This is a genomic window from Neomelitea salexigens DSM 19753 (assembly GCF_000422345.1).
GTDB classification, from domain to species: Bacteria; Pseudomonadota; Gammaproteobacteria; order Pseudomonadales; family Spongiibacteraceae; genus Spongiibacter; species Spongiibacter marinus_A.
The window spans coordinates 24974-37390 of record NZ_AULP01000013.1 but is presented as its reverse complement, the minus strand read 5'-3'; the positions used below and the strand labels follow the sequence as shown (position 1 = coordinate 37390).

Annotated in this window: 13 protein-coding genes; 4 read left to right on the top strand and 9 right to left on the bottom strand. The window is 55.9% G+C overall.

The genetic code is table 11. The features are described 5' to 3' along the window. Nucleotides 1-83: 83 nt before the first annotated feature. The 3 genes from H573_RS0114570 to H573_RS0114560 are packed head-to-tail and all read right to left on the bottom strand — an operon-like array spanning nt 84 to nt 3045. Nucleotides 84-1232 (bottom strand): glycosyltransferase family 4 protein, encoded by a 1149-nt coding sequence (locus H573_RS0114570; RefSeq protein WP_051171343.1) that lies wholly within the window; start codon nt 1230-1232, stop codon nt 84-86. Next, nucleotides 1225-2148 carry a mitochondrial fission ELM1 family protein gene (locus H573_RS0114565; RefSeq protein WP_027874908.1) on the bottom strand — a complete coding sequence of 308 codons (924 nt, stop codon included), beginning with the start codon at nt 2146-2148 and terminating at the stop codon, nt 1225-1227. The genes H573_RS0114570 and H573_RS0114565 overlap by 8 nt, the downstream gene beginning before the upstream one ends. 6 nt (nt 2149-2154) lie before the next feature. Further along, on the bottom strand, nt 2155-3045 hold the full coding sequence (locus H573_RS0114560) for an LpxL/LpxP family acyltransferase (protein WP_027874907.1): 891 nt from the start codon (nt 3043-3045) through the stop codon (nt 2155-2157). A 148-nt stretch (nt 3046-3193) separates the two neighbouring features. Between H573_RS0114560 and H573_RS0114555 the strand changes: the two genes are divergently transcribed. Beyond that, nucleotides 3194-3568, top strand: a complete 375-nt coding sequence (locus tag H573_RS0114555) for a diacylglycerol kinase (protein ID WP_027874906.1) — start codon at nt 3194-3196, stop codon at nt 3566-3568. Between the two features lie 131 nt (nt 3569-3699). Then, the gene (rpsT, locus tag H573_RS0114550; protein WP_027874905.1) at nt 3700-3972 is read left to right on the top strand and encodes a 30S ribosomal protein S20; all 273 of its coding nucleotides are present in this window, start codon (nt 3700-3702) and stop codon (nt 3970-3972) included. Nucleotides 3973-4036: 64 nt separating this feature from the next. Here the strand turns inward: rpsT and proB are convergent, their stop codons facing one another. From proB to rplU, 4 genes are all read right to left on the bottom strand, one after another. Further along, complete coding sequence (proB, locus tag H573_RS0114545; protein ID WP_027874904.1) at nt 4037-5167, bottom strand: glutamate 5-kinase; 1131 nt, start codon at nt 5165-5167, stop codon at nt 4037-4039. Between the two features lie 9 nt (nt 5168-5176). Next, on the bottom strand, nt 5177-6379 hold the full coding sequence (gene cgtA / locus H573_RS0114540; RefSeq protein WP_027874903.1) for an Obg family GTPase CgtA: 1203 nt from the start codon (nt 6377-6379) through the stop codon (nt 5177-5179). A gap of 99 nt (nt 6380-6478) precedes the next feature. Further along, on the bottom strand, nt 6479-6736 hold the full coding sequence (gene rpmA, locus H573_RS0114535) for a 50S ribosomal protein L27 (protein WP_027874902.1): 258 nt from the start codon (nt 6734-6736) through the stop codon (nt 6479-6481). 18 nt (nt 6737-6754) lie between these two features. Beyond that, nucleotides 6755-7066: a 50S ribosomal protein L21 gene (gene rplU / locus H573_RS0114530; RefSeq protein WP_027874901.1), complete on the bottom strand. Its 312-nt coding sequence runs from the start codon at nt 7064-7066 to the stop codon at nt 6755-6757. A 269-nt stretch (nt 7067-7335) separates the two neighbouring features. Here rplU and H573_RS0114520 point away from each other — a divergent pair, with 269 nt between their 5' ends. Together H573_RS0114520 and pgi are read left to right on the top strand one after the other, a co-directional pair. After that, nucleotides 7336-8295 (top strand): polyprenyl synthetase family protein, encoded by a 960-nt coding sequence (locus H573_RS0114520; RefSeq protein WP_027874899.1) that lies wholly within the window; start codon nt 7336-7338, stop codon nt 8293-8295. Nucleotides 8296-8412: 117 nt separating this feature from the next. Then, nucleotides 8413-10050 carry a glucose-6-phosphate isomerase gene (gene pgi, locus H573_RS0114515; RefSeq protein WP_161624278.1) on the top strand — a complete coding sequence of 546 codons (1638 nt, stop codon included), beginning with the start codon at nt 8413-8415 and terminating at the stop codon, nt 10048-10050. Between the two features lie 73 nt (nt 10051-10123). Here pgi and H573_RS0114510 read toward each other — a convergent pair whose 3' ends face one another. Both H573_RS0114510 and galU read right to left on the bottom strand, forming a co-directional pair. After that, nucleotides 10124-11473, bottom strand: a complete 1350-nt coding sequence (locus H573_RS0114510; RefSeq protein ID WP_027874897.1) for a phosphohexomutase domain-containing protein — start codon at nt 11471-11473, stop codon at nt 10124-10126. A 3-nt stretch (nt 11474-11476) separates the two neighbouring features. Beyond that, nucleotides 11477-12313 carry a UTP--glucose-1-phosphate uridylyltransferase GalU gene (gene galU, locus H573_RS0114505; RefSeq protein WP_027874896.1) on the bottom strand — a complete coding sequence of 279 codons (837 nt, stop codon included), beginning with the start codon at nt 12311-12313 and terminating at the stop codon, nt 11477-11479. Nucleotides 12314-12417: the final 104 nt, after the last annotated feature.

Here is a 12417-nt window from a genome sequence, read left to right as displayed (position 1 = left end):
CATTGTTGCGCGGCATTGCTGCCAGGGAGTGCCGCCCTGGAGCGGCCGACTATATCACCACCACCTCGCGGCGTCAGGGCGCGTTAGTGGGCAGAATTGCCAAGTAATTGCTCGTACACATTCAGGGTACTGGCCACTTGGTGATCCAAATAGTATTCAGGCGGCAGGCTAATCTGATTGTCAGCCTCCAACAAATCGGCAACACGTGCCGCAAATGCCACCACATCGTCGGCGGGGACGAGGCCCTGACGAAAGCCGGCATTCAGTGACTCACTTGCGCCACCGCGGTCATAGGCTACCACCGGCGTACCGCAGGCGAGGGACTCTGGCACCGTGCGACCGAAGGGTTCTTCTTTGTTAGAAAGATGACACGTGACAGCAGCCAAGCGATAGAAATTCGCAATATCACTGCGGTGACCAACAAAGGTGACCGCCTCGGTAAGGCCCAGCGACTCACGCATGGCAAGCAGTTCTTCCAAATAGTGCTGCTTGCCGGGCTCGGCATCTCCCACCACCACCCCGTGGATATCCGGACGCAAACTCACTAAGCGGGCCATCATTTGCAGGAAGGCCTCTTGTCCCTTCCACCGCGACAGCCGGCCTGGCATTAAAATAATTGGCTTACCACTGAGCTGCGGATACTCCGAAAACAACGCCTCCAACCACTGGCTGTCGGCATCCTGACGAACGAAGGCCTCGGCATCCAAGCCCCGCGGAATCAGCGTAATCTTGCTTTCGGGAATCTGGTAATTATCAACCATGTAGCCTTTAACGCAATGTGAGATGGCAATGCAATGCTCCGCCTTTGCCATAATGGCACTGTAAGCGTTTACCGAATACATACCGTGAAACGTGCTCACTAAGCGGGGGCGGCTAGCCGGGTCCATCTTTCGCCACGCCAACCAGGCTATCCAGGCCGGCACACGCGAGCGTACATGGATCACATCCGCCTGCAGTGTTTCCAGCAATCGCCGCAGGGGGCGAACCTGCCACAGCGAGCTCAGGGACTTGCGATGAATGGGCATGGCAATATGCTGACTACCTTCGGCCTCTAGCTGCTCAACCATGCGGCCACCGTGAGAAATCACTACTGATTGATGGCCCAGACGAACGAGCTCTCGCGCAAATTCGACGGTACCACGCTCAACGCCGCCGGAATTCAGCGCGGGCAGCAACTGCACGACCTTTAACACGCGAGGGCTCGCCTCAGTCTCGTTAACAGCATCAAGCATGTCTTTTTCCTTCTAAGGTGTTGAGCAGCCAATCGGCGGCACGATCTGCTTCCCAAACCTGCTCAGCAGGGGGTGGCAATGGCTCACCAGCGGGCCAAGACTCGTACCCCCTGGCCAGGCCTGCCGCCAGCACGCTCGCCATACTTCGCGTTACCCGTGAATCTCGCAATGGTGGAAGCGCTAACAAGCCGGTCGGCACCGCCGAGGTAATACTCTCGTAGACCATCGACACGCTGTCGCGACTGACCCAGGCCTCGGCAACTGAGGCTAACTGCTCTCTCAGCCACCCGGGCGGGCAATCGCCGAAGGGCAGGGTATCTATGTTGGCCACAGCCTCTAACGCCAATGCTTCTAGTAGGCCGGGCGGTGTACGCGGCGAGTCTGATACGGTCCAATGTAAGTCTGAGCGCGCGTTGGCAATCGCCAGCACCTGCTCTAATACTGCGTCGTTATCCCAAGCGAAGTGTTTGTTTACCCCGCCCAACACAATCAAGCCACGCCGCTTATCCCTGTTTTCAAGGGTCGGCTGCATGACATTGAGCACGCCTCTGGTAACCAGTATTTTCGGTGACACCGGCGGCGCATCATGCTCGGGAATAATCGCGGCATCAAACAAGCATCGCGGCAGACTGGGCTTCATTAACACTAAAGAGCGAGCGCCACTCACCTTCGCGGTCCACAGCAGGGGCAGGTGACAACGACTGCCGGCGGCCACGACCCAATCAGGGGGCGAACTGGCAGCGAATTGCTCGCACAGCCCGCTGCGGCCAGCCTTGCGAAACCCGTGCTGAGAAATATCCAGCCAGTGAATTTGGCACGGCACTTTTGCCTCGAGCCGCTCGGCAAGCCCACGCAACTGGTTGAGGTGGCCGGGGCGCCCGTCAGTGATAAACCACAATCGCAAAGTCGTCGCCATAGGGCCTCAATACACCTTCGCAGCGCCTTCGGGGCGCGTTTTGAAACGGCGATGGACCCACATATACTGCTCCGGCGCTCGGCGAATATTCTCTTCAATCACGGCGTTCACCGCCCGCGCATCGGCATCGGGATCGCCACTGGGAATATTTTCCAGCGGAATAGCCTCCAAGCGAATTCGGCGCCCCTTCTCTAAGCGCTGTTGGTCGATATATACCACTTTCGCGCGCCCCCCCTTCGCCAGGGTAGACGTCGCCACGGTAGTGGCGGCAAGGTTATTGAAAAACGTCACAAATGCCGCCGATTTGCGGCCGTAGTCTTGATCCGGCAGGTAAAACAGCCGGTTGCCCTTGCGAAGGGATTTTAATGCGCGCTTAAAATCACGCCGGTGAATCGGCTCGCCATAACGCCCGCGCGCTCGACTCAAAATCCACTCGACCACCGGGTTTTTTTGCTTGCGATAGAACGAGTCAGAACGCTTACTGCGCGCAATTAAGGCTGCACTCAAGTCGATAAAGGTGAAATGCGCGCCCAATACGATGACACCCTGGCCGTCGCCGTCGAGGTGCTCTTCACCGACGAATTCCAACTCAACGCCCAGCTTGTCAATTGGGGTAAACCACGTTCGCAGCATTTCGAGCAAACCGATACCCTGATCCTGCATGGTTTTTTTAAGCAGGCGACGACGTTCCGTCTCGGTAAGTTCGGGAAAACACAGCGCCAGATTTCGCGCGGCAACATGGCGTCGACCACTGGCAAAATAGTAAAACAAACTGCCCAGCAGCTTGCCGACAAGGTAGTTCAATCGCTGAGGCAACTTTGCCAGCACGAACATAAATGCCACACCCAGCCAGGTTGGCCAGTAGCGCGGATGTAAGAGTTGTCTCTGAATTGTCATCGTCCTGCTATTACACTGTGTCTTCTCGGCAGGCGGTTCTACCGGAGCTCGCGCGCCTACGCCTTTATATAACAGCCCTGCATAAGCATAGCGCTGAGTATTGTACACCGATTGAGACACAGACCTGGCTAACAGCTGTGAAATTACCATGATGAATAAACCCGGCCGACACGGCCTCTGGCGACTGATTGACGCCACTCTCTATTCTCGTAAGGGGCTCACCGCCGCGTGGCGCCATGAAGAGGCCTTCAGACAAGAGTGCATGCTGGCCGCCATTCTGCTACCCGCAGCGTTTTGGCTGGGGGAAAATGCGATCGAGCGCAGCCTACTCATCATCCCGGTTTTGCTGGTATTGATCGTCGAGCTTATAAACTCGGCGATCGAAGCAGCAATAGACCGTATTGGCACCGATCGCCATCCGCTCTCCGGGCAGGCCAAAGATATCGGCTCAGCCGCCGTAATGATCAGCCTTTTGCTGTGTTTGTCCTGCTGGGGCCTGCAGATATTTGAGCGACTGAGCTAAGAGCTCGCCCCTCCGCCCAAACAGGCGTAAATAATCACCACCTAAGCCCGGCACACCCTTGACATACGGGACACAAAACTGAATAATCCACGGCCTAAATTTTCAGCGCAAGTTCTAGAGGAGTAAGTAGGGTGGCAAATTCCCCGCAAGCAAGAAAACGCGCACGTCAGGCGGAGAAACGTCGCACTCATAACGCCAGTCTGCGCTCAATGGTTCGCACCTACCTGAAAAAGGTCATCACTGCGATCGAGTCTGGCGATCAAGAAGCGGCAAAAGCAGCTTACGCAGCAGCAGTACCTGTTCTTGACCGCACTGCCGACAAAGGCATTTTTCACAAGAACAAAGCAGCTCGCCATAAGAGCCGCCTGAATGCTCGCATTAAAGCCATGGGCGAAGCTGCTTAAAACCAGCAAGCCAGGCATAAAAAAACCCGCTTTACGCGGGTTTTTTTATGCCTGGCGTTTACGCTTACGACATCACGACCATATTATCGCGGTGGATCAGCTCCGGCTCAGCCAGGTAACCCAAAATACCGGCGATCTCGGCAGTCGGCTTGCCAGCAATTCGAGTAACCTCGTCCGCACGGTAATTAACCAAGCCCCGCGCAACTTCCCGGCCTTCCGCGTCAACACAGCTTACCAAATCACCACGCTCAAACTGCCCCCTAGCAGCAACCACCCCGACAGAAAGGAGACTGCGCCCCTGTTGGCGCAATACCCGCGCCGCGCCGTCATCCACCACAACACTGCCGCGTAACCGCAACTGCCCCGCCAACCACTTCTTGCGCGCCGTCATTGGCGGCTCCTTGGCAAGCAACAAAGTACCCAGCGCCTCCCCCGACAAGGCGCGGGACAGCACATTGGGTTCACGTCCGCCCGCTATCAGAGTATTTGCACCCGAGCGAGCCGCCAAACGAGCCGCCCGCAACTTGGTCATCATACCGCCACGCCCCAAACTGCCGGCACTGCCACCGACCATCGCATCCAGAGACTTATCAGCAGCATCGGCCTCACTGACAAGCTCAGCCTCGGGGTTGTAGCGGGGGTCACTGCTATACAGGCCGCTCTGGTCCGTCAGGATCAGCAGCGCATCAGCATCAATCAGGTTGGCAACAAGCGCCGCCAAGGTGTCATTGTCGCCAAAACGGATCTCATCGGTCACCACGCTGTCATTTTCGTTGACGATCGGCAGCACGGATAGCCCCAGCAAGGTCAACAAGGTGCCACGAGCATTCAAGTAGCGGTCCCGCGCAGAAATATCATCATGCCCCAGCAGGATTTGCGCCGTCTGTAAGCCGTGCTCACGGAATCGCGCCTCGTAAGCCTGAACCAGGCCCATCTGCCCCACAGCCGCCGCTGCCTGCAGATGATGCAGGTCTTCTGGGCGACGCGACCACCCGAGGCGGGTCATTCCCTCTGCCACTGCCCCGGAAGACACCAGCACAATCTCACAGCCTTTTGCTCGCAGGCCCGCTATTTGTGCCACCCAGGCGTCCAAGCCCTCCACGCAGAGCCCTTGGCCATCGTTGGTCAGCAATGCCGAACCAATCTTTACAACAATACGCGTCGCACGCGAGAGCTGCTGCCGCCCTTCTGTCACGCCATCACCTCAAGGCCTGTAGACCACTTCAACATCATAATCATCATCGTCGCCGTCATCGCTATCGTCTACATCGCCGCCAGCCTGCTGGCGCGCTTTCCTGGCTGCATGCAACGCCGCAATACGGTCACGCGCCTCTTGCTGCATCGCCTCCTGAATTTCTCGCTCACGCTCCGCGGCTTCCGGGTCTTCATTCAAACGCTCGGCCTGCGCCTCAACAAAGGCCAAAATATCCTGGCAAAGGCGCTTGGTATTCTCAGCAGAGATTGCCGCAATTTTGTACACCGGCCCTTCCCACGCCAGCGCATCAACCACCGCCTGGCAGCGCGCCTCACGCTCCTCTTCTGGCAGAAGGTCAATTTTGTTCAGCACCAGCCATCGATCACGATTAGCCAACAGCGGGCTAAATTGCTTCAGCTCTTCGGTGATCACCGAAACCGCCTCTTCAGGCGTAGAACCATCGTAGGGCGCCATATCAACAATATGCAGCAGCAAGCGAGTCCGCGTTAGGTGCTTGAGAAAACGAATACCGAGGCCAGCCCCGTCGGCAGCTCCCTCCACCAAACCGGGAATATCCGCAATCACGAAGCTGCGATGGGGCTGCACACTCACTACACCCAGATTGGGCACCAAGGTAGTAAAGGGGTAGTTGGCAACTTTCGGCTTTGCTGCAGACACCGCGCGAATAAAGGTCGACTTCCCGGCATTCGGCAAGCCTAACAGCCCGACGTCAGCCAAGACCTTCAACTCTAAACGCAGGCTTCGTATCTCACCGTCGCTGCCGCGTGTAAACTGGCGCGGCGCGCGATTGGTACTGGACTTAAAGCGCGTATTTCCCAGGCCGTGAAATCCGCCCTGAGCCACCTTTAGCTCATCGCCCGCCTCGATAAGATCCCCCAAGACCTCGCGAGTGTCTTCATCAATCACGGTTGTCCCAACCGGAACGACCAACACCAAATCCTCGCCGCTTTTGCCGCGACAATTGCCGCCGCGCCCCGACTCACCCGCCTGCGCTTGATAGTGCTTTACGAAGCGGTAATCCACCAGCGTATTGCTGGCGGAGTCTGCGCGCAGGATAACGCTGCCACCATCCCCGCCGTCTCCGCCATCCGGGCCACCTCGGGGTATATATTTTTCGCGACGAAAACTGAGGCAACCATTGCCCCCGCGCCCCGCGGCTACGCGGATTACCGCCTCATCGACAAATTTCATTACCTTAACCTCGGTGACTGACACAGCCCGTTATGTTGTGTACAGAAACAAAAAAGCCCCGTCAACCGACGAGGCTTTGCGAACCAGTAGAGCCGGAAATTACGCAGCGACGATGCTGACGAATTTGCGGTTCTTAGGGCCTTTAACTTCAAACTTCACTACACCGTCTGCTTTTGCAAACAACGTGTGGTCTGTTCCGCAGCCTACATTTTCGCCCGCGTGGAACTTGGTGCCACGCTGACGCACGATGATGCTACCTGCGCTAACAACCTGACCACCGTAGCGCTTAACACCAAGGCGTTTACTCTCGGAATCGCGTCCGTTACGGGTACTACCACCAGCTTTCTTGTGAGCCATGAGTCTCTCCTCGTATTCTTAGCCGCTGATACCAGTGATTTTCACTTCCGTGAACCACTGGCGGTGACCGGCTTGTTTCATGCTGTGCTTACGGCGGCGAAACTTAACAATTTTCACCTTAGCGTGACGACCTTGAGAGATAACCTCTGCAGTCACTTTACCACCCTCAACATAGGGCGCACCGATTTTGAGTTCTTCACCGTTCTTAACCATCAGTACTTTATCAAAAGTAATGGCTTCACCAGTGGCGACTTCAATTTTTTCCAACTTGAGGGTTTCACCCTCAACTACACGGTGCTGCTTACCACCGCTTTCAATAACTGCGTACATGGGCATAATCTCCAAGAGCCTGCTTGCAATGCATATTGAGTGTTTGGCCACCACCGGCTTACCGGCCGTGGGACAAGTCCAGGCACCGCTACAGCCTTACTTTTCAGCTGGGCCGGGCGGTTTTGCTTCAGGGGCGCGAATTTTACTGGCTCCAGCCAACAAACACAAGTGCTTTATCCAGCGCTCAGCCACAGCTACGCTCAACTTGACAGCCTAGCCTACCCCCCATACGATGCCAGCCGATTCCACCGCCGCAAGTCAATTAGTCCATGCAACATATCCGCCAGGTCGTAGATAGCGAGTTCAACTCCGTCAACGATTTTATCGTCGAGCAATTGCACTCCCGAGTCGCCCTTGTGGAGAACATTGGCCACTACATTATTGATGCTGGCGGCAAGCGCCTGCGCCCCCTTCTCAGCCTGCTGAGCGCCGGCGCGCTCGGCAAAATTGATCACGACCACATTCGCCTGGCAGCCGTTATTGAATTTATCCACACAGCGACCTTGCTGCACGACGACGTTGTAGACCTTTCTGCACTGCGCCGGGGCAGACCAACGGCCAACGCTGAATTCGGCAATGCGCCCAGCGTGCTTGTTGGCGACTTCCTCTACTCGCGCGCGTTCCAGGTACTGGTTAGCATTGGCAATATGCCGCTCATGGCACTGCTGTCTGACACGACCAACACCGTGGCCGAGGGCGAGGTGCTTCAGCTGGCGAGGGCAGGCAACCCCGACACCGACGAAGACACATACTTCAATGTCATTCGCAGTAAAACCGCCGTGTTATTCGCAGCCGCTTGCTCGGGCGCCGCACTGCTGTCAGAACAAGATAGCCAACAACAAGCACTGTATGACTACGGCTTAAATCTCGGCATTGCCTTCCAGCTGATTGATGACATTCTGGACTACGAAGGCGACCCCGCCGAGACCGGCAAGAATGTCGGCGACGACCTGGCAGAGGGCAAACCGACCCTGCCACTGATCTTCATACTGCAGAACGGCAGCGCGACACAAAAGCAGCAAGTTCAACGCGCCATCAGTGAAAAATCGGCGGAGGAGCTTGACAGCATTGTTGCGGCCGTCAAGCAAAGCGGCGCCCTGAACTATTGCCGGGATGCCGCCCAGAAGTACAGCCAGGCTGCCGTTCATGCACTACAATCCCTTCCGCCGAGCGCTCACAAAGACGCCCTTAGCAAACTGTGCGAACTGGCACTTCAAAGAAAAAGCTAAGCAGCGGTCGCAAAAGGACGGCGATTTCATATAACGGTATGAATATTGCGTTATTATCGGCAGAAATGGGCTGCGATAATGCGAAGAGCGCCCACCACGGAAGAACGGGAGAAATCAGTGACACCAGCAACACCAAGTCGCCGAGGCGAAATCTGGCAAACACTCGCCTCACTCAAGAGTGCGTGCTCAAAGCAACCATTAAAGCAACGCTTCGCCGAACACGCAGATCGCAGCACACAATTCAGCGCAGAGTTGGGCGCCCTGTTTATCGATTACTCAAAGCAGCATATTGATAGCGATATTGCCAAAGCCCTGCACACCCTAGCCCTCGATGCAGGCCTACCCGAAAAGCTTAGCGCTATGCGCAGTGACGCGCTGTGCAACAACACCGAACAACGCCGTGCAAATTACGCCGCACTGCGAAACTGGGCGCACTCCCAACACAGCAGCGACCCCGCGATTCACACAATGTACGAAAACATGGCGGCGATCAGCGCACGCCTGCGCAGTGGCGAGCTGCGCGGCTGCACCGGCAAACGCTACAGCCATATCGTCAACATCGGCATTGGTGGCTCTGACTTTGGCCCGCGCCTGTTTACCGAAGCCCTGAAAGAAAGCGCAGAAGCCGCTTTTGAATGCCGCTTTTTAGCCAACATTGATCCGAGCTGCGCCAACGAGACCCTCGCCGACTTGCCCGCCGAAAGCACCCTCTTCATCGTTGCCTCGAAATCTTTCGGCACACAAGAAACCTTAGCCAACGCCGCAGCGGCAAAGCTCTGGCTGGAACAGGGTCTACCGGGGCAGGATATCGGCAGGCATTTTATTGCCATAACCGCCAACTCCGACGCCGCCACTAAACTGGGGGTCGCACCTGACCTCACTCTAGCCGTGCCGTGCTGGGTAGGTGGTCGCTTTTCCGTCTGGTCTGGCTTTGGCCTTATCGTCGCCGCCAACTACGGCTGGCCCTGCTTCTCGGAAATATTGCGAGGCGGCGCAGAAGTTGACGAGCACATGGCCAGCAGCAGCCTTGAGAACAACCTGCCCGCTACACTCGCGCTATTGGATGTGTGGTATCGCAACAGCTGGGATATCAGTTCTCACGCCATCCTGCCCTACTGCAACCGCCTCAAGCAGCTCCCCGACTATCTCCAGCAACTATTTATGGAAAGCGCCGGGAAAACGGTGGACCGCAGCGGCAATGCACTGCCGCAACAGAGCGGCGGCGTAATATGGGGTAGCGAAGGCACCAATGGCCAGCACTCCTTCCACCAATTACTCCACCAGGGCAGCGACATCATTCCCTGCGACTTCATTGCCGCGCTCAAAAACAGCGGCAAAGCTCTCGACCAGCAGCAAGCCTTACTGGCGAACTGCTTTGCGCAAAGCCTGGCGCTTATGCAGGGCAAGTCCGCCAAAGAGGTAGAGCAAGGGCTACTCCGAGACGGCTTCAGCCCTGACGAGGCCGCACAACTTGCCAAACATAAAGCCATGCCAGGCAACCGCCCCAGCACCACAATTTTGATGGACGAGCTCAGCCCCCGCGCACTCGGCAATTTGATCGCGCTGTACGAATATCGCCTGATCTGCGCGAGTTTTATCTGGGACATCAACCCCTTTGACCAATGGGGGGTAGAGCTTGGCAAGCAGTTGAGCCACCAGCTGCTCGGAAGCCTTCGAGGCGACACAGACAGCAACACCACCCCCGACAGCTCCACAGCACAACTGATCGAGCGAGCCCGGCAAGCCAATAGCTAGCCGGACATACTCTCCACAGAAACAAAAAAGCCGAGCTAAGCCCGGCTTTTTTAACAAGCAACAGAGATCGCGCTTATAGCTGGGTTAGCAGCTCCTCTGTTTTCTGCTTCATCAGTGCCATATCCGCTTCACTCTCAACATTCAAGCGTACAACCGGCTCGGTGTTGGACATGCGCACATTAAACCGCCAGCCGTCAAAGTCCATACTCAGACCGTCAGTATAGTCAACGCTGCTAGCTTGCTTCGCGTATTTTGCTTCAATGGCAGCAATACTGGCACGCGCATCCGCGACCTCGCGATTAATTTCACCACTGCACGGATACTTGGCAACGCGCTCCTCAACGAGCGACGACAACGCCGCCGACCTCACTGACATGAGCTGAGTAACCAACAACCAGGGGATCATGCCACTATCGCAGTAAGCAAAATCTCTGAAATAGTGGTGGGCACTCATTTCACCGCCGTAAACCGCATTTTCCTTGCGCATTCGCTCTTTAATAAAGGCGTGACCGGTCTTGCTCTGCACCGCCTCACCGCCGCGCGCCTGAACAATATCGACGGTATTCCAGGTTAAACGCGGGTCGTGAACCACTTTTTCGCCTGGAGAGTTCAGCAGGAAGGTCTCGGCAAGCAAGCCCACAACATAATAGCCTTCAATAAACTCACCGCGCTCATCGAAAAAGAAACAGCGATCAAAGTCACCGTCCCAGGCAATACCCAGGTCAGCACCGTGCGCCTTAATGGCATCAATTGTGGGTTGACGGTTCTCCACCAGCAGAGGGTTCGGCACGCCGTTCGGGAAGTTGCCATCGGCTTCGTGATGAACACGAATAAATTCAAACGGCAAATGCGGTTCCAGCAGGTCAACCACGCGCCCAGCGCCACCATTGCCGGCATTGACGACGATTTTGAGCGGCTTGAGGGCAGATACATCTACGTAGCTCAACAAGTGCTCGACATAGGCCGCACTCGTATCAAGCGACTGAAGCTGGCCACGCACCGCTGCCGGGGCTGAAAATTCGTTCTTCTCAGCAAGGGCTTTAATATCCAACAGGCCAGTGTCGCCGCTGATTGGCTTCGACTCCTCACGCACGAACTTCATGCCGTTATAATCTTTAGGATTATGGCTCGCGGTGACGGCAATACCGCCATCCATTTCTGCATGCGACGTGGCAAAGTAAATTTCTTCTGTTCCACACAGGCCAATGTCGTACACATCGACCCCGGCATCGCGCAAGCCGTTAGAAACGGCTGCTTTTATTGCCTCACTACTCAGGCGAATATCGTGCCCAACGACAACCTTCTTTGGCTTGATCACCTCAGCAAAGGCCCGACCAATGCGGTAGGCAATATCTTCGTTGAGCTGATCGGGTATGCGACCGCGAACATCGTAGGCCTTAAAACAGCTTAGTTCTTGAACCATGAATCAACCCTGCCCGTCTTGATAGATGTTTTCGTAGACGTAGTTTGTCGCTTCGATAAATCCGGGCACGCTGCCGCAGTCAAATCGGCGGCCTTGGAATTTATACGCCAGCACGCAGCCGTTTTGCGCCTGGGTCATCAGTGCATCTGTCAGCTGAATTTCGCCGTTTTTACCCGGAGGAGTGTCGCGCAAAATGTCAAAAATATCGGGCGTTAGAATATAGCGACCAATAACGGCCAGGTTACTCGGCGCGTCTTCAGCTTTGGGCTTCTCAACCATATCTTTTACTCGGTAGAGGCCACCACCCATATCATCGCCGGCAATAACACCGTATTTCTCGATGTTCTCCATTGGCACTTCCTGGATGGCGACAATGCTACAGCGGAACTGGTTATACAGCTTCACCATTTGCGCCATCACACCATCTTCGCCCGGATTCACGCACAGGTCATCAGAAAGGATAACGCCGAAGGCCTCGTTGCCTACCAGGCTTTCACCGGTAAGAATGGCGTGCCCCAAGCCTTTCATTTCGCGCTGGCGCGTCATCATAAAAGTGCCTTCGCTCAACACTTTTCGAATACTGGTCAGGTAAGACTCTTTGCTGGAACCCGCGATTTGGTTCTCAAGCTCAAAACTAATATCAAAGTGATCAGCAATGGCGCGCTTGCCGCGACCTGTCACCAGTGCAATTTGCTTAAGTCCCGCCTCAATAGACTCCTCAACACCGTACTGAACCAGTGGCTTGTTGACGATCGGCAGCATTTCTTTGGGCATCGACTTCGTCGCGGGTAGGAAGCGGGTACCGTAGCCGGCAACCGGAAAGAGACATTTCCTGATCATATTACTTGTGCATCCTGTGTTTTTTTAAAATAGCTCAGTCCGTAGCGAGCCTTGTGAACGAATTTTCCCAGCAGTGCCGCAGATTCGCAATCACCACGCAGCCT